General features: G+C 63.1%; 17 protein-coding genes. 15 read left to right on the plus strand and 2 right to left on the minus strand.

Annotated elements, in window-relative coordinates; all coding sequences use genetic code 11:
* Positions 1-69 precede the first annotated feature (69 nt).
* The 6 genes from MchiMG62_RS01055 to cgi121 all read left to right on the plus strand — a co-directional run bounded on the left by MchiMG62_RS01055 (position 70) and on the right by cgi121 (position 6,190).
* On the plus strand, positions 70-1,095 hold the full coding sequence (locus tag MchiMG62_RS01055) for a type II glyceraldehyde-3-phosphate dehydrogenase (protein WP_221057511.1): 1,026 nt from the start codon (positions 70-72) through the stop codon (positions 1,093-1,095).
* A 54-nt stretch (positions 1,096-1,149) separates the two neighbouring features.
* Positions 1,150-2,097 carry a tyrosine--tRNA ligase gene (locus MchiMG62_RS01060; RefSeq protein WP_221057512.1) on the plus strand — a complete coding sequence of 316 codons (948 nt, stop codon included), beginning with the start codon at positions 1,150-1,152 and terminating at the stop codon, positions 2,095-2,097.
* Positions 2,098-2,104: 7 nt separating this feature from the next.
* Positions 2,105-2,881, plus strand: a complete 777-nt coding sequence (locus tag MchiMG62_RS01065; protein WP_221057513.1) for a serine protein kinase RIO — start codon at positions 2,105-2,107, stop codon at positions 2,879-2,881.
* 23 nt (positions 2,882-2,904) lie between these two features.
* Positions 2,905-3,447: a 16S rRNA 3'-interacting factor aDim2p gene (locus tag MchiMG62_RS01070; RefSeq protein ID WP_221057514.1), complete on the plus strand. Its 543-nt coding sequence runs from the start codon at positions 2,905-2,907 to the stop codon at positions 3,445-3,447.
* A gap of 76 nt (positions 3,448-3,523) precedes the next feature.
* Positions 3,524-5,662, plus strand: a complete 2,139-nt coding sequence (locus MchiMG62_RS01075) for an ATP-dependent DNA helicase (RefSeq protein ID WP_221057515.1) — start codon at positions 3,524-3,526, stop codon at positions 5,660-5,662.
* A gap of 6 nt (positions 5,663-5,668) precedes the next feature.
* Positions 5,669-6,190 carry a KEOPS complex subunit Cgi121 gene (gene cgi121, locus MchiMG62_RS01080; RefSeq protein ID WP_221057516.1) on the plus strand — a complete coding sequence of 174 codons (522 nt, stop codon included), beginning with the start codon at positions 5,669-5,671 and terminating at the stop codon, positions 6,188-6,190.
* A gap of 70 nt (positions 6,191-6,260) precedes the next feature.
* Here the strand turns inward: cgi121 and MchiMG62_RS01085 are convergent, their stop codons facing one another.
* Positions 6,261-6,758, minus strand: coding sequence for a MogA/MoaB family molybdenum cofactor biosynthesis protein (locus MchiMG62_RS01085; RefSeq protein WP_221057517.1), 498 nt, complete (start codon positions 6,756-6,758; stop codon positions 6,261-6,263).
* A 1,045-nt stretch (positions 6,759-7,803) separates the two neighbouring features.
* Between MchiMG62_RS01085 and MchiMG62_RS01090 the strand changes: the two genes are divergently transcribed.
* The 9 genes from MchiMG62_RS01090 (at position 7,804) to pdxT (ending at position 15,481) form a co-directional block, all read left to right on the plus strand.
* Positions 7,804-9,087, plus strand: coding sequence for an ORC1-type DNA replication protein (locus tag MchiMG62_RS01090; RefSeq protein ID WP_221057518.1), 1,284 nt, complete (start codon positions 7,804-7,806; stop codon positions 9,085-9,087).
* Positions 9,088-9,091: 4 nt separating this feature from the next.
* A complete protein-coding gene (locus MchiMG62_RS01095; RefSeq protein ID WP_221057519.1) occupies positions 9,092-9,583 on the plus strand; it encodes an Lrp/AsnC family transcriptional regulator in 492 nt (163 codons plus the stop codon).
* A gap of 10 nt (positions 9,584-9,593) precedes the next feature.
* A complete protein-coding gene (locus MchiMG62_RS01100) occupies positions 9,594-10,754 on the plus strand; it encodes an aminotransferase class I/II-fold pyridoxal phosphate-dependent enzyme (protein WP_221057520.1) in 1,161 nt (386 codons plus the stop codon).
* A 632-nt stretch (positions 10,755-11,386) separates the two neighbouring features.
* Positions 11,387-12,397, plus strand: a complete 1,011-nt coding sequence (locus MchiMG62_RS01105) for an adenylosuccinate synthetase (RefSeq protein WP_221057521.1) — start codon at positions 11,387-11,389, stop codon at positions 12,395-12,397.
* Positions 12,394-12,579 (plus strand): methytransferase partner Trm112, encoded by a 186-nt coding sequence (locus tag MchiMG62_RS01110; protein WP_221057522.1) that lies wholly within the window; start codon positions 12,394-12,396, stop codon positions 12,577-12,579. Before MchiMG62_RS01105 ends, MchiMG62_RS01110 begins: the two co-directional genes overlap by 4 nt.
* A gap of 8 nt (positions 12,580-12,587) precedes the next feature.
* Positions 12,588-13,112, plus strand: a complete 525-nt coding sequence (locus tag MchiMG62_RS01115; protein WP_221057523.1) for a DUF7524 family protein — start codon at positions 12,588-12,590, stop codon at positions 13,110-13,112.
* A complete protein-coding gene (gene cbiB / locus MchiMG62_RS01120; protein ID WP_221057524.1) occupies positions 13,091-14,011 on the plus strand; it encodes an adenosylcobinamide-phosphate synthase CbiB in 921 nt (306 codons plus the stop codon). Before MchiMG62_RS01115 ends, cbiB begins: the two co-directional genes overlap by 22 nt.
* A 5-nt stretch (positions 14,012-14,016) precedes the next feature.
* A complete protein-coding gene (gene pdxS, locus MchiMG62_RS01125; RefSeq protein WP_221057525.1) occupies positions 14,017-14,913 on the plus strand; it encodes a pyridoxal 5'-phosphate synthase lyase subunit PdxS in 897 nt (298 codons plus the stop codon).
* Positions 14,903-15,481 carry a pyridoxal 5'-phosphate synthase glutaminase subunit PdxT gene (gene pdxT / locus MchiMG62_RS01130; protein ID WP_221057526.1) on the plus strand — a complete coding sequence of 193 codons (579 nt, stop codon included), beginning with the start codon at positions 14,903-14,905 and terminating at the stop codon, positions 15,479-15,481. Before pdxS ends, pdxT begins: the two co-directional genes overlap by 11 nt.
* 307 nt (positions 15,482-15,788) lie before the next feature.
* Here the strand turns inward: pdxT and MchiMG62_RS13145 are convergent, their stop codons facing one another.
* A complete protein-coding gene (locus tag MchiMG62_RS13145; protein WP_244987749.1) occupies positions 15,789-16,181 on the minus strand; it encodes an ArsR/SmtB family transcription factor in 393 nt (130 codons plus the stop codon).
* Positions 16,182-16,229: the final 48 nt, after the last annotated feature.

Raw genomic sequence — 16,229 nt, forward strand, 5'->3', positions numbered from 1 at the left:
AGTTTCTAATGATCTTTCTATCTGCGAACCAGCAACCTTTATTAATTTTTGTTCTGTATTCCATCTTGCATGATCAAAGTCGCAATCAACGGGTTCGGCACCATCGGCAAACGGGTCGCCGATGCGGTCGCCGCACAGCCCGATATGGAAGTTATCGGGGTCTCTAAGACGAGCGTCTCTGCTGAGGCGTACATCGCAAAAGAGCGCGGGTACCCCCTCTACATCGCGGACCTTTCAAAGAGGGAGACGTTCGAGAAGGCCGGGATCGAGGTCGCCGGCGACGTCGAGGCGATGCTCAAGGCCGCCGATATCGTCGTGGACGCCACTCCCGGCGGCGTCGGCGAGAAGAACCGACCGATCTACGAGCGCCTCGGCAAAAAGGCAATATTTCAGGGCGGAGAGGATCACGAGGTCGCCGGGTTCTCGTTCAACGCCCACGCGAACTATAAAGAGGCCGAAAAGCACCAGTTCGCCCGGGTCGTCTCGTGCAACTCCACCGGGCTCGTCCGGATCATCCACGCTCTGGACCAGGCCTTCGGCGTCGCGCGGGTCCGGGCGGTGATGGTCCGGCGGGCGGCGGACCCCGACGACGTGAAGAGAGGCCCGGTGGACGCGATCGTCCTCAACCCGGCGACCATCCCGAGCCACCACGGTCCCGACGTCAACACCGTCCTCCCGCACATCAACATCGTCACCCTCGCGATGATCGTCCCGACGACCTTCATGCACATGCACAGCATCCAGATGGACTTGAAGAAGGAGACCACCCGCGAAGAGGTGCTGAAGGTCTTTGAGAACCACAGCAGGATCGGGCTCGTCCGCAAGGCCACCGGGATCAAGAGCAACGCCCAGCTCCGGGAGTACACCCAGGATCTCGGCCGGCCGAGGACGGATCTCTGGGAGAACGGGGTCTTCGAGGAGTCGGTCTCGATCCTCGATGGCAAGGAGTTCTACTGCTTCCAGGCGATCCACCAGGAGGCCGACGTCGTCCCCGAGAACATCGACTGCATCCGCGCCCTGATGGGAACGGTAAAAGATCCACAAGAGTCCATCCGGATGACCAACGAAGCACTCGGTCTCGTCGCTATCGGGTGAACGGAGAACGGGGGAGGAAGAAGGATTAACTCCCCGGCAGACCCACTATTTTTAATGGATCCGTACGAACTGGCGACCCGGAATACCGTAGAGGTCGTCACCGACGAGGAACTGCGTGCGCTCATCGACCGTCCGGTCAGGCGGGTCTACACCGGCTACGAGCCGAGCGGAGAGATCCACCTCGGCCACATGGTGACGGTGAACAAGCTGATGGACCTGCAGCAGGCGGGGTTCGAGGTGACCGTGCTCATCGCCGACCTCCACGCGTTCTTGAACCGCAAGGGAACCATGGAAGAGATCCGGGAGACGGCCGAGTACAACCGCCGCTGTTTCGAGGGGCTCGGCCTCCGCGGCGCAAAATACGTCCTCGGCACGGACGTGCAGCTCACGCCGGAGTACGAGCTTGCCGTCCTCAAACTCTCCCAGGCGATCACCCTCAACCGGGCGAAGAGGAGCATGGACGAGGTCGGGCGGCAGATGGACAACCCGACGGTCTCGCAGATGGTCTATCCCATCATGCAGATGGTCGATATCGCGACACTTGAGGTTGACGCCGCCGTCGGCGGGATCGACCAGCGAAAGATTCACATGCTTGCGCGGGAACACCTCCCGTCGATCGGGTATCCGGCGCCGGTCTGCATTCATACGCCGATCATCAACGGCCTCGACGGAAAGAAGATGTCGTCGTCGGCCGGAAACGTCATATCGGTCGCCGACTCCGAGGAGGATATCAAGAAGAAGATGAAAAAGGCGTTCTGCCCGCCGGAAGTCGAGAACAATCCGGTGCTCGAGATCCTGCGCTACCACGTATTCCCCCGGACGGATGCGGTCGCCATCCGCCGGCCCGCGAAGTTCGGCGGCGACCGGGAGTTTGCCGCCTACGAGGACCTCGAGCGTGCCTACGCCGCGGGCGAGATCCACCCGCTGGACCTGAAGACGGCGGCGGCCGCCCACCTCATCGATATCCTCGCCCCCGTACACGATTACGTCTTTAGCAGGTGATCCGGCCGTGGGCCGCGGTGAAGAGTACGAGCGGTTCGACCGCGAGATCGAGACGATGGGCGTCAGGATAAAAGACGCCGATACCGTGAAGGTACGGGACGATGTCTTCGACGAGGTCACCCTCATCGCCCTCTACAAGCTCGTCCACAAGAAACTGATCTCGGCCATCGGCGGGCCGATCAGCACCGGAAAAGAGGCGAACGTCTTCTACGGGGAGCGCGACGGGCGGGGGCTTGCCATCAAGATATACCGCATCCAGACCGCGAACTTCAAGGCGATGACCGAGTACCTGGCGGGAGACCGCCGGTTCTCGAGCGTCCGGGGGACGCGCAAGGGCCTCATCTTTGCCTGGACGAAGAAAGAGTTCAGCAACCTCGCCCGGGCGCACGAAGCGGGGATCCCGGCCCCCGAACCGCTCGCGTTCGATCGAAACATCCTCTTGATGGAGTTCCTGGGCGAGGACGAGATGCCGTATCCGCAGCTCCGGAACGCCGAGGTAGAGGATTACGGGGCGGTATACCGCGAGATCCTCGGCTACGTGGAGCGGCTCTACCGGGAGGCGCGCCTGGTTCACGCCGACCTCTCCGAATACAATATCCTCTACCACGAGAAACCATACCTTATCGATATGGGACAGGCGGTCACCCTGGATCACCCGCGGGCGTCTGCGTTTCTGGTCCGGGATATCAAGAACCTCAATCGATACTTCTCCCGCTACTGCGACGTAGCCGACGAAGAGGAGATCATCAAAACGCTCGTCGGCACCGGACGCCGGGAGCCCTGAACACCGGAAGAAGGGATGCAACCATGACCAGACAGGAGATGAAAGTTTCAGCAGCGAGGATCGGTGTACTCATCGGCAAGAGCGGGTCCACAAAACGCGAGATTGAAGAGAAGACCGGGATAACCCTCCGGATCGACAGCGAGGAGGGGCTTGTGACGCTCGAGGGGGAGGATCCCGTCGGCGTCATGACGGCGACGAACGTCGTCTCCGCGATCAACCGGGGGTTCTCGCCGGAGCGTGCGCTCCGGCTCCTCGACGACGAGGATATGATGCTCGATATCCTCGACCTTGCCGACCTCTCGGGGACGACCCGGCAGCTCGAACGGCTCCGGGGCCGGATCATCGGGAAGTCGGGGACGTCCCGCGCCCAGATCGAGGATATGACCACCACGGAGATCTCGGTCCAGGGTAAGACCGTCGCCATCATCGGTCTCCCTGACCGGGTCGAGACCGCGAGGAAGGCGATCGAGATGCTGATCCAGGGCGTGCCCCACGAGAACGTCTACGCCTTCCTCGACCGGAAGAAGAAGGAAGCCAAGCAGGCGATGCTGGAGTACTACTCGTGATGCGGCAGGGCCGGACCGACCCTGCCCATGGCGATACTGGAGATATGCGGTTTGCAGTGGAAATGAAGGGGTACACATGGAGATAGCCGAACTCCCCATCCCGCCGGATCTCGCGGCCGGCTACGCTCGCCGCGGGATCACGGAACTCTACCCGCCGCAGGCCGCCTGCGTCGAAGCGGGCCTTTTTTCGGGAAAGAACCTCCTCGTCGCCATCCCCACCGCGAGCGGCAAGACCCTGGTCGCCGAGATGGCGATGCACCACCAGGTGGGGAGGGGCGGCAAGTGCCTCTACATCGTTCCCCTGCGAGCGCTCGCGAGCGAGAAGTTCGAGGAGTTCTCGGGGAAGGGTCTCCGCATCGGGATCGCCACCGGCGACTTCGATCGAAGGGACGAGTATCTCGGGAGGAACGACATCATCGTCGCGACGAGCGAGAAGGTGGACTCGCTCCTGCGGAACCGGACGCCGTGGCTCGCGGAGATCAGCCTGCTCGTCGTCGACGAGGTCCACCTCATCGACGACCCATCGCGAGGAGCGACGCTTGAGATGGTGATCGCAAAACTCCGCCACAAGAACCCCGGGATGCAGATCATCGCCCTCTCGGCGACCATCGGGAACCCTGCCGATCTCGCCGGGTGGCTGGACGCCGAACTCATCGAGAGCGAGTGGCGGCCGGTCGATCTCCGGGAAGGAGTCTTCCTCGAGGACGGCATCCGGTTTGCCGACAGCATCCGGGAGGTCGAGCGCAAGAGCAAGTACGAGGATTTGGACCTCGTCCTCGACACGGTCGCGGAGGGCGGCCAGTGCCTGGTCTTCGTCAGCTCGAGGAAGAACGCCGAAGCGTTCGCGAAACGCGCGGCATCCGGCCTGAAACTGGCAAACCCCGTCCTCGCCGGCTACGCCGATAAGATACGGTCGAGCGCCTCGACCGACATGGGAAAGACCCTCGCCGCCTGCGTCGCGCAGGGAGCGGCGTTCCACCACGCAGGGCTCTCACGGGAGGAGCGGCGGATCGTCGAACAAGGTTTCCGTGAGGGGCAGATCAAGGTCATCTCCTCCACCCCGACGCTTGCGGCCGGCCTGAACCTCCCCGCCCGGCGGGTGATCGTCCGCGACTACCTCCGGTTCAACGCCGGGGAGGGGATGATGCCGATCCCGGTCCGGGAGTACCGGCAGATGGCCGGGCGGGCCGGGCGACCGCGCCTCGACCCCTACGGGGAGGCCGTCCTGATCGCGAAGTCCGAGGAGATGGTCGACGAGCTCTTCGACTACTACATCGAGGCGATGGCAGAGGACGTCCGGAGCCGGTGCGCGGAAGAGGCGGTCCTCTGCACCCACGTCCTCTCGCTCATCGCGACCGGGTTCGCCCGCGAGACAGGCGAGGTGCTCGGGTTCATGGACGGGACGTTCTACGCCTACCAGGGCGAGAGCCCGCGTGCGCTGAAACGGGCGGTCGACCGGGTCCTCGAGTTCCTGCGGGAAGCGGAGATGATCACCGAGGTGGGGGAGTGGCTCGAGACGACCGAGTACGGGTCGCTCGTCTCCCGGCTCTACATCGATCCCCGGAGCGCCGAGGTGATCGTGAACGCGATGACGCACCGGAAGGGGTATACCGATATCGGCTTCCTCCACCTCCTCTGCACGACGCCGGATATGCCGACGCTCTTTGTCCGCAAAAACGACATGTACGCCCTCGACCGGTTCCTCGCCGACCACCGGGACGAACTCTGGATGGAGATCCCCTGGGACGCGGGCGAGGAGTTCGACCGGAGCCTCAAGACCGCGCTCCTCCTCGCCGACTGGGCGGACGAGGTGGGGGAAGACGTGATCTGCGAGCGCTACGGTGTCGGGCCGGGCGACGTCTACGGGATGGTAGAGAGCGTGGCCTGGCTGGTTCACGCGAGCCGCCACCTCGCCGGGCTCTTTTCCCCGCACCTCGCGGGCCCCATCGAGGAGATGGAGCTCCGGACCAAGCACGGGATCAAGAAGGAACTCCTGCCGCTCATCAAACTCCGCGGGATCGGGCGCGTCCGGGCCCGCCGGCTCTTCAACAACGGTATCGGCTCGATCGAGGCGCTCCGGGAGGCGGGATCCGAAAAGGTCGGAAAGATCCTCGGGCAGGGGATCGCCGCCCAGATATTCGATCAGCTCGAGGGAAGACGGGAGGAGATCGCGGAGTCCGGCGAGGAGCAGTCGACCCTCTCCCGGTTCAGGTGAATGAATATGACAGAAAGAGAGTTACCATGCGAGATCTACCGGGCGGTCTTCACGGTCGACGACAACGCCGCCTTTCTCCAGGAGATCCGAACAATCGCCGACGAGTTTGAGACCCACATCATCCTCTTCGACGCCGACCGTCTGGCCGGACGGGATCATGTCGAGGCGGCGCTCCGGCACGCCCGGCGGTCCTGGGCCGGCGGCGAGCCGATCGCGAACTCGCTTGAGATGGAGGCGCTCCTCTACGCCGCGGGAACCCGGCAGTGCCAGGTGGCCTCGTCGTTCGGGATTCACCCGGGCGAGAACCGCTCATACGTCGCCGTCTGCCCGCCGGCGCCCGGCGTCCGGGACCGGCTGGCCGGCCTTGTCCGGTTCGTCGACGATGACTGGGAGGAGATCGATCCCGCGAAGCGGGCGCTTCTTGCGGAACTCTTCGCGATCACCCCCGAGGAGGTTGCCGTGGTCGGCGAGGAGCGGTTCCGCGAACTCGTTCTCGAACGGGTGGCGCTCCTCGACGTCTACCGCTGACTTAGACAAATTTCTTTTTCGCGGTTTCGCGTGAGACTTTGCCGCTACCCTTCGCAGGTAAAACGGCGCACTACCGCTGACCGGCCCCGGCGTGGGTCAGGATGTGCCGGATCTCGGGGATGATGATCTCGTTTGCGGCGAGGGTGACCGCCTTCGTCGATCCCGGGATGCAGAAGATCGCACGGCCGCCGACGACCCCGGCGATCGCCCGCGAGAGGATCGCGGCCGTCCCGATCTCTTCGTAACTCTTCAGCCGGAAGAGTTCCCCGAATCCATCGATCGTCTTTTCAAGGAGCGGCGCGACGGCTTCGATGGTCACGTCGTCGGCGGTGAGCCCGGTGCCCCCGGTAACGATGACACAGGTTGCACGCGAAAGCGCCGCGCGGACCTCGGCGCGGATCCGTTCCCGGTCGTCGGGAACGATCGCGTAGTGAGTCACCTCGATCTCTGCGGCCGCTAGGAGGTCGGTGAGCGCCTTCCCGCTGGCGTCGGTCTCGGGTTTCCGGGTCGAGGAGACGGTGATGACGGCACCGGTCACGGTGAGCTGTTTATGATGGCTGCTGTCCATAGGATCTTCCAGTACCCCTGTATCACGTATTTTACTTCATTCTATCCCCTGTTTTAGGGAGTTCAATCCCCGACCCCTTTGTTTCGTGTGGAGAAAGAGAGGGCGCTGCGGGCCGGGAGACGGAGAGGGTGGAGAGGAGAGGAGCCGGAATACAGGGTTTCCGGAGAAGAAACTCGTCGATCAGGGGGAATTGACGAGATCGCTCTCATGAGGATGAGTGGATGGAATGGAGCGGGATAGGTCGGATCAAGGCGAAGATGAGTGGATGGAATGGATCGGGACAGGTCGGATCAAGGCGAAGATGAGTGGATAGAATAGAGCGGGATAGGTCGGATCAAGGCGAAGATGAGCGGATAGAATAGAGCGGGATAGGTCGGATCAAGGCGAAGATGAGTGGATTCAGGTCAGGATGGAACGTAACAGGACGGGGTTGGAAGGAGATGGGATGAGATGAGGCCGGGAGAGAAGGAATGAAGTTGAGAAGAAGTGGATCGGAACGGTGATCAGGCAGGAGATGTGATTGGATCTCTGGCTGGGTGAACTGTTCCAGGGCTATCTGTTCTCGTTACATCTCTACTGTCTATTTTCCATTAAACTCCTTATTACCGTTTTTTTTACAAATAAAACTTTCTAATCTCTCCATTATGCTTTTCTGCCACTTTTATCCCTTTATTATCCTTTTAATCTCTTCTTTCCCTCCTATAATCTGTTTTATCCCTGATTTTTGCGTTTTCTTTTCTCTGTACTTATACGATAAAACTTTATATCTTGAGTTGCAGAGGTACACATGACTATTGTCATCAGTTTTTGAACGAACGATACACCCGTGTATCGTCATCAGGTTTCCACTCGAAACAAAGGGGTCGGGGCGATCCCATCAGTTCCCTTCCCCCTCCCTCTTAACCTGACCGGGTTGTCGGGATCTCCTGGTGATCCGGTGTCTAGAGTTCCACTGGAAACGAAGGGGTTATCAGTCCCTAAAGCGATCATATTAAGAGACCTCGACACGAAAATTTCGTGTCCTGCTGACCTCCCCGGTGACACCATGTCGGACGATAAAACGAGCCCAATGGGGTTATTCAAAAAATACCTGACCAATAGACGTATATTCAAGAATAGGGAAGTGCTCCGTCACAACTATCGTCCCCAGATCCTTCCTCACCGGAAGCCCCAGATCGACGAACTCGCCTCCATTCTCGCACCTGCCCTTACGAATGAGACTCCCTCAAACATTCTCATCTACGGCAAGACCGGGACCGGAAAGACCGCATCAGCCCGGTACGTCGGGACGGAACTTGAGAACGCGAGCGTCCTCGCCGGGACGAAGTGCAGGATCGTCCACCTCAACTGCGAGGTGATCGACACCCAATACCGGGTCCTCGCCCAGATCGCGAACGGTCTCGACGACGCCGACGATCACCCGAGCGACACCCCCCGGACAGTCATCCCGATGACCGGGTGGCCGACCGACCAGGTCTACATGGAGCTCAAAAACCAGCTCGAGAGCATCGGCGGGGTCATGGTCATCATCCTCGACGAGATCGACAAACTCGTGAAGAAGAGCGGCGACGACACCCTCTACAACCTCACCCGGATCAACTCCGACCTCAAGTTTGCGAAGGTGAGCATCATCGGGATCTCGAACGATCTCCGGTTCACCGATTTCCTGGACCCCCGTGTCCTCTCTTCGCTCTCCGAAGAGGAGATCGTCTTCCCCCCCTACAACGCCCCGCAGCTCTGCGACATCCTCCAGCAGAGGGCGGATATGGCGTTCGTCGACGGCGCGCTCGACGAGACGGTCATCCCGCTCTGTGCGGCGCTCGCGGCCCAGGAGCACGGCGACGCACGGCGGGCGCTCGATCTCCTCCGGGTCTCGGGCGAACTCGCGGACCGCGAGAACGCCGCGGGCGTGACCGAGAAGCACGTCCGGATGGCCCAGGAGAAGATCGAGACCGACAGCATGGTCGAGTGCATCTCCACCCTCCCGACCCAGAGCAAGGCGGTTCTCTACGCGATGCTGATCCTGGAGCAGATGGGCAAACGGATCTTCACGAGCGGCGAGGTCACGGTGGTCTACCGCGAGATCGCCCGGATCATCGATCTCGACGTTCTGACGCACCGCCGGATCACCGACCTCATCTCCGAACTCAACATGCTCGGCGTCATCAACACCCGGGTCATATCGCGGGGCCGCTACGGCCGGACGAAGGAGATGTGGTTCGACGCAACGACGAGCAAGATCGAGGAGGTCGTCACGCGCGACCCGAGGCTCGATGACGAAAGGCTCAAGAAACTCGATATCAACCGACTGAGAGCAATGTTCAGGTGAAACTATGGACGAGAAGGACCGTATCCTCCTCCACCTCCTGGAGGAGAACTGCCGCACCCCCCTAAGCGAACTTGCGGTGCTGGCCGAGATGAGCGAAGAGGACGTAAAAGACCGGATCGGCCGGCTGGAAACGGACGGGGTCGTCCGCCGCTACGGGGCGGTCGTCGACTGGGAGCGGGCCGGCGACGGAAACGTCGCTGCGGTGATCGAGCTCAAAGTCTCGCCCGAGCGGGACTTCGGCTACGACCGGATTGCCGAGCGGATCGCCCGGTTCCCGCAGGTCCGGTCGCTCCGCCTGATGACCGGCGCGTACGACCTCCAGCTCCTGGTCACCGGGCCGAGCATGCACGAGATCGCGCGGTTTGTCTCCGAGCAGATCGCCCCGATGGACCGGATCCGCGAGACGGCGACGCACATCATCATGAAGACCTACAAGGAGAACGGGACCGCCTTCGCCGGGCGCGAAGAGGTCGAGCGTCTCCCCTACTCGTTCTGAGGTGAGGTGCATGAGGGACTTCGTCTCGAAACGGGCCCGCGCCATACCTCCATCGGGTATCCGCAAGTTCTTTGATATCGCCCAGACGATGGAAGACGTCATATCCCTGGGCGTCGGCGAACCTGACTTCGTGACCCCCTGGTGCGTCTGCGAGGCGTCCATCTACTCGATCGAGCAGGGATCGACCGCGTACACCTCGAACAAGGGGACGCCCCAGCTCCGGGACGCTATCAGCCGCTACCTCGATACCCGCTTCTCCACCCGTTACGATCCCGAAGCGGAGATGATCGTCACCTGCGGCGTCTCGGAAGCGGCCGATATTTCCATCCGGGCCGTCACGGATCCCGGTGACGAGATCCTGGTCGCCGAGCCCTGTTACGTCTCCTACAACCCCTGCGTCTCCCTTGCCGGTGGAATCCCGGTGCCCGTCCTCTGCCGGGCGAAAGACGAGTTCCGGCTGACGGCCGACGCGCTCGCGGAGAGCATCACCCCGAAGACGAAGGCGCTGATTGCAAACTTCCCGAACAACCCCACCGGCGGGGTGATGGAGGAGAGGGACTGGCGCGGCATCGCCGATCTCCTCGTCGACCACGACCTCCTCCTCATCAGCGACGAGGTTTACGCCGAGCTCACCTACGACGGCGACCACTTCTCGCCGGCACGGCTCCCGGAACTCCGGGACCGGACGATCACCCTGAACGGGTTCTCGAAGGCCTTCGCCATGACCGGGTGGCGGATCGGCTACCTCTGCGCCCCGCCCGAGATCACCGCGGCGGCGTTGAAGATTCACCAGTACGTCGCGCTCTGCGCCCCCGTCATGGGCCAGATCGCGGCGTACGAAGCGCTCCGGATCGGGGAGGCCGAGAAGGACGCCATGGTCCGGGAGTACCGTCTCCGGCGCAATCTCTTCGTCGACGGGCTGAACAACCTCGGCCTTACCTGCCACGTCCCGAAGGGTGCGTTCTACGCTTTCCCATCGGTGGAGAGCACCGGCATGACCGATGTCGAGTTTGCGGAGGGGCTTTTACGCGAGCAGCACGTCGCGGTCGTCCCGGGGAGCGCCCTCGGCCCCTCCGGCGCCGGGCACGTGCGGTGCGCCTACGCCGTCTCGCGGGACGATCTCAAGGAGGCTCTCTCCCGGATGGGAACCTTTTTGGAATCGTTAAAATAAAAATACCTCCATAAATATCTTCAAACGAAAATCAAAACCCTTTTATCCGAGATCGCTGCCCGGGCAACCGACAGCCTGATGTCCGACAGAGGAATGACGGATGGAGAACCCCTTTATTTCCACTGGAGATGTGGATTTATTCGGGGATTTTGGCCGGTCGGGATCCCGGTGCGCCTGTACCGGTCATACATGCTCTATCCTCGAAACCCGGGGCAGATCTTAGGGCTCACAGCCGCGTTCCGGCGAAATGATCTGGGTACATGTCGGCATCCCGCACCGGAGGAAAAACTCGATGCGTCAGCCGGTGATGCTCCCGGGGCGAAAATTCCACTGGAAATGAAGGGGTCATGATCCCGACGGTGATCGTGTCCGGGATGATCCGCACAGGCCAGGGCTGCCATGCAATGACTGTTGCCGCGGGAGATCCGGGATATACGCGAATATCGCGGTGCGGCGCCGGCGCCCCGCCCGGCCCGGGTCGGTCCCGAGCCTCTTTTCCGGGGCGCGGAACGATGGTGCGGTGGATGCAGGGGTCGCTGAAATCCGGTTGCCTTTAAACGAGACGACCGTTCTCCCGGTACTGCATTGTAACGTTTATCAGCATGTATCGCTCCATCCTACTTGATAGAACAATGAGTTGTACTATTATCGTCGGCGGGTTCTTTGGTGACGAGGGAAAAGGAAAGATCGTAGCCCACATCGCTCACCAGGACAGACCATCCATCATCTCCCGGGGCGGGGTCGGCCCGAACGCAGGGCACACCGTCCGCATCGGAGAGAAGGAGTACGGAGTTCGGATGGTTCCCTCGGGGTTCGTCTACCCGGAAGCGAGCCTCATGATCGGGAGCGGCGTGCTCGTCGATCCTCGTGTCTTTCTGCGGGAAGTCGACCTGGTCGGCGTCCGGGACAGGATCTTTGTCGATGGGCGGTGCGGTATCATCGAGGAGGAGCACATCGCGCGGGACAGGGGAAGCGAGCACCTCAGTAAGAAGATCGGGAGCACCGGCACCGGGTGCGGCCCGGCGAACGCGGACCGCGTTCTCCGGACGTCGCGGCAGGCGAAGGACGTCCCGGAGCTTGCGGGTTTCATCACCGACGTGGCCGAGGACGTCAACCGGGCCATCGATGACGACGAGGTGGTTCTCCTCGAGGGGACCCAGGGATTCGGGATCTCGCTCTACTTCGGGACCTACCCGTTCGTGACGAGCAAGGACACCTCCGCGTCGCAGATCGCCGCGGACAACGGCGTCGGCCCGACCCGGATCGACGACGTCATCGTCGTCTTCAAGGCCTATCCGACCCGGGTCGGGGAGGGCCCCTTCTCCACCGAGATGACGATGGAGCGGTCGCACGAGCTCGGTATCGAGGAGTTCGGCACCGTCACCCATCGCCAGCGCCGCATCGGCACCTGGGACGGGAAGATGGCGCGGTACTCGGCGATGATCAACGGCTGCACCCAGGCGGCAATCACCGGCATCGACCGGGTCGACCCGGCCTGTTTCGGCGCGACGAAGTACGACCAGCTGACGAAGACGGCACGGGACTTCATCGCGCAGGCCGAAAAGGACATCGGCAAACCCGTCACCCTGATCTCGACGGGTCCCGAGATGTCCCAGATCATCGATCTCAGGAGCGAACTATGAGGAAGAACCTGATGGAGATACTCTGCTGTCCGGTCTGCAAGGGCGAGCTCGACCTGACCGTGACCGAGGAGAGCGGCGAGGAGGTGCTGGAGGGGACGCTCCGGTGCGCGGCGTGCCGCGTCGACTACCCCATCAGCGAGGGCATCCCGAACCTCCTCCCGGAGACTGTCTGCGAGGACTGATTGCGCCGATGACGGAGATCCATCTCAACCGCCGGGGGATTAACTCCATCGAGGTTCCGGACGAGGTCGAGGCAACGCCGGGGAGCGACCTCGTTCTGTGGATCGTCAACCACGGATCGCCGTTGCACATCACCCTCGCCTCCTCGAACTCTTCGGCCTTCACCGGCTTCTTCCACGAGAACCTCTACGTGAACGGGCCCGAGGAGTTCGCCATCCCCATCCGGGAGAACGTCTACCCCGGTACCTTCAATATCGAGGTCATCGCCGGATACGGCGCTAAAAAGGCGGAGTTCCGGGTCGTCGTCAGGGACCGGGCGGCACCGGAGCCCGAACCCGCCGAGACTCTGGAAACTCCCGCCGTTCCCGCGAGATCGCTACGGTGGCGGTCGTCCGCCCCGGCCCTTCTCCTCACCGCCGCCGCCCTGGTGCTCTACGGGCTGTGGCTGGTCTACCGGGTTGATCTCTTAAACGCCGCTGCGTTCGCGGCGCTCCTCCTCGGGGTCATCCTCGCATGGTTGCGGCAGCGGTCGTAGTCGCCGCGTCGCTGCTGGTGGACCGGCTGGTCGGCGACCCGCACTCACGTTACCATCCGGTGGCGCTCCTCGGCCGGTTCATCGGGTGGTGGGGTGTCCCGGCACGGTATCCGGCCCGCATCCAGCGGATTGCCGGGGTCGCGGGGGCCCTCGCGACCGTCGCGCTCTTCGCCGTACCCTTCGCGCTCGTAGAACTCGCCGCCCCCTGGTACCTCTACCTCCTCCTCGCGCCCTTCCTCCTCAAGGCCTGTCTCGCCTGGCGGGCGCTCGAGGAGCATGCCGCCGCGGTAGTGCGGGCGCTCGAGAGCGAGAGCATCGATGCGGGCCGCTCGACGGTCGGGATGATGGTGAGCCGGGATACGGCGCGCCTTGACGCCGAGCACGTCCTCTCGGCCGCCTACGAGTCGATGACCGAGAACCTGGTCGACAGCATCATCTCCCCGCTCTTCTACTTCGGGCTCTTCGGGCTCGCCGGGGCCGCAGCCTTCCGGGCGGTCAACACCCTGGACGCGATGCTCGGCTACCGCGACGAGCGGGCCCGGATCGGGTGGTTCTCCGCCCGCGCCGACGATGTTGCAAACTTCATCCCGGCGCGGGTGACCGGCCTCATCCTCCTCGCCTACTTTGCGGCGAAGGGCCGGTTCGCCCCGGCATATGCGGCGCTCCGGCGCGATGCGAAGAAGCGGCCGGGATTCAACGGCGGGATCCCGATGGCCGTCATCGCCGGCGGCGTCGGGATCCGGCTCGAGAAGCCCGGTGCCTACACGATCGGGGATGCGGAGCAGACGCTCGCGGAAGGGGGCGCCGGGATCGTCTCAGCGGTCCGGGCGGCGACGATCATCTTTGTGATCCTGGAGATCGCCGCACTATTTTTATTGGTGTCCATGAGCTATACATAAGAATAATGAAACTCGAGGAACTGAGATTTGGCACCGAGCTGATCAAGCGCGGCTTTGCGTCGATGCAGAAGGGGGGCGTCATCATGGATGTCGTCAACGCAGAGCAGGCGCAGCTCGCCGAAGAGGCCGGTGCCGTCGCCGTCATGGCGCTTGAGAGAGTCCCCGCCGATATCAGAGCGGCCGGTGGCGTGGCCCGTATGGCCGACCCGCAGAAGATCGTCGAGATCATCGATGCGGTTTCCATCCCGGTGATGGGGAAGGCCCGGATCGGCCACTTCGTCGAGGCGCAGATCCTGGAAGCCCTCGGCGTGGATATGGTCGACGAGAGCGAGGTGCTGACCCCGGCCGACGAGCAGTTCCATATCGATAAGACCCGGTTTTCCGTGCCGTTCGTCTGCGGCGCCCGGAATCTCGGGGAGGCGCTGCGCCGTATCGACGAGGGGGCGGCGATGATCCGGACGAAGGGCGAGGCCGGGACCGGCAACGTCGTGGAGGCCGTCCGCCACATGCGGGCGATCATGGGCGGGATCCGGGCGCTCTCCGGCCTCTCCAGCCAGGAGCTCGTCGACTGCGCCCGCGATATCGAGGCGCCCGTGGAGCTCGTCATCGAGTGCGCAAAGCGCGGCCGCCTCCCCGTGGTAAACTTCTCCGCGGGCGGGATCGCGACGCCCGCCGACGCGGCCCTGATGATGCAGCTCGGCGCCGACGGGGTCTTTGTCGGGTCGGGCATCTTCAAGTCCGCGAACCCCGAGGCGACAGCCCGGGCGATCGTGGAGGCCGTGAACCACTACGACGACGCAAAGGTCATCGCAGAGGTGAGCAAGGGTCTCGGTGAGGCGATGAAGGGCCTCGACGTCCATCTCCTCCGCGAAGACGAGGTGTTGCAGACCCGTGGGCGTTAAGGTCGGCGTCCTCGCGCTCCAGGGCGACGTCGCCGAGCATATCGCGGCGTTCCGGGAGGCCCTCACGGAGAGGCCGGGCTCGTCGGTTGTGACGGTCCGGCACGTGGAGGACCTCGCGGATCTCGACGCGCTCGCGATACCGGGCGGCGAGTCGACGACGAACTCCCGGCTGATCGAGAAGAACGGGCTTTATGAGCCGCTTGTGGGGTTCGAGGGCGGGATCTTCGCCACCTGTGCGGGAATGGTCCTCTCTGCCGACCAAGTGGACGACCCGCGGGTGCGGCCCCTCTCCCTCATCCCGATGCACGTCGCGCGCAACGCCTTCGGGCGGCAGGTCGACTCCCGCGAGGCGATGCTCGAGGTTGCCGGCCTCGCCGAACCCTTCCGGGCGGTCTTCATCCGGGCGCCGGTGGCGACGGACGTCGGCTCCGGCGTCGAGGTGCTCGCCCGGATCCCGGAAGGGATTGTCGCCGTCCGGCACGGCCGGCACATGGCGTTCGCCTTCCACCCGGAGCTCGGCGGGGACCTCCGGCTGCACCGGATGTTTTTAGAGGGGCTCAGGGTATAAGGCCCCGGGATCCTTTTTTTCGGGAGGGTTTTCTGGCACGGAGAGTCGTCCCTCCGGATCTCGTGCGAGGCCGTGAAGAAGTTAAAAACCCACCTGGTATTCTTCGCGCCTCGCACCTCCGGTGCTCCAACTCCGCTCCTAGGGAGCGTCGTTCTTCTCGTGAGTTAATTGATCAGGATAAGTACGGCCTCACGCAAAAGACGCGAAGCCGCGAACGTGATTAAAATTTCCACCCACCACGCATCGCGCCCATTGCGGTTCGAAGTCTGACGGCTTCTTACGCTCGCACTTTGCGTGAAGCAAACACTCAGTCCTCGGCGTCGCCTGCCACCCGCCGCGCCCACGCCTCACCGTCGGCGGTCAGCCGGTAGATGATCCTGTTTCCCTGTGCTTCGCCGGTGATCAGGCCCGCCTTCTTCAGGACGCCGAGGTGTAGGAGAGTTTCGAGTCCGCGATCCCGAGCTGCCTTGACGACGCAGACGCAGAGCGGCTGGACGGCGAGCATCGCCAGGATCTCATCTTCCGGCAACCGTTCTACCAGTCCTGCGATACCGCCGCACCGGCAGAGCGACTCCCCGGCGTTCCGGCGGTTTTCGCTGTCGCCACCACCCTGTTGGACTCCCCCTGTGCGACCCGGAGCAACCGACTCGCAGGGGCCTGCTTCGCTGCCATCAGGGCTCCCGGTTACCAGGAGAGGCATCGGGGTCGCAGAGGACCTGTCCCCAGAACCCCGTGCGCGCCTCCTGGT

The sequence above is a fragment of the Methanoculleus chikugoensis genome (assembly GCF_019669965.1).
Lineage (GTDB): Archaea > Halobacteriota > Methanomicrobia > Methanomicrobiales > Methanoculleaceae > Methanoculleus > Methanoculleus chikugoensis.

Coding starts and splice junctions, on each gene's coding strand:
- MchiMG62_RS01055 (WP_221057511.1), top strand. CDS start 70: ATGATCAAAGTCGCAATCAACGGGTTCGGCACCATCGGCAAACGGGTC.
- MchiMG62_RS01060 (WP_221057512.1), top strand. CDS start 1,150: ATGGATCCGTACGAACTGGCGACCCGGAATACCGTAGAGGTCGTCACC.
- MchiMG62_RS01070 (WP_221057514.1), top strand. CDS start 2,905: ATGACCAGACAGGAGATGAAAGTTTCAGCAGCGAGGATCGGTGTACTC.
- MchiMG62_RS01075 (WP_221057515.1), top strand. CDS start 3,524: ATGGAGATAGCCGAACTCCCCATCCCGCCGGATCTCGCGGCCGGCTAC.
- cgi121 (WP_221057516.1), top strand. CDS start 5,669: ATGACAGAAAGAGAGTTACCATGCGAGATCTACCGGGCGGTCTTCACG.
- MchiMG62_RS01085 (WP_221057517.1), bottom strand. CDS start 6,758: ATGGACAGCAGCCATCATAAACAGCTCACCGTGACCGGTGCCGTCATC.
- MchiMG62_RS01090 (WP_221057518.1), top strand. CDS start 7,804: ATGTCGGACGATAAAACGAGCCCAATGGGGTTATTCAAAAAATACCTG.
- MchiMG62_RS01095 (WP_221057519.1), top strand. CDS start 9,092: ATGGACGAGAAGGACCGTATCCTCCTCCACCTCCTGGAGGAGAACTGC.
- MchiMG62_RS01100 (WP_221057520.1), top strand. CDS start 9,594: ATGAGGGACTTCGTCTCGAAACGGGCCCGCGCCATACCTCCATCGGGT.
- MchiMG62_RS01105 (WP_221057521.1), top strand. CDS start 11,387: ATGAGTTGTACTATTATCGTCGGCGGGTTCTTTGGTGACGAGGGAAAA.
- MchiMG62_RS01110 (WP_221057522.1), top strand. CDS start 12,394: ATGAGGAAGAACCTGATGGAGATACTCTGCTGTCCGGTCTGCAAGGGC.
- MchiMG62_RS01115 (WP_221057523.1), top strand. CDS start 12,588: ATGACGGAGATCCATCTCAACCGCCGGGGGATTAACTCCATCGAGGTT.
- cbiB (WP_221057524.1), top strand. CDS start 13,091: ATGGTTGCGGCAGCGGTCGTAGTCGCCGCGTCGCTGCTGGTGGACCGG.
- pdxS (WP_221057525.1), top strand. CDS start 14,017: ATGAAACTCGAGGAACTGAGATTTGGCACCGAGCTGATCAAGCGCGGC.
- MchiMG62_RS13145 (WP_244987749.1), bottom strand. CDS start 16,181: ATGCCTCTCCTGGTAACCGGGAGCCCTGATGGCAGCGAAGCAGGCCCC.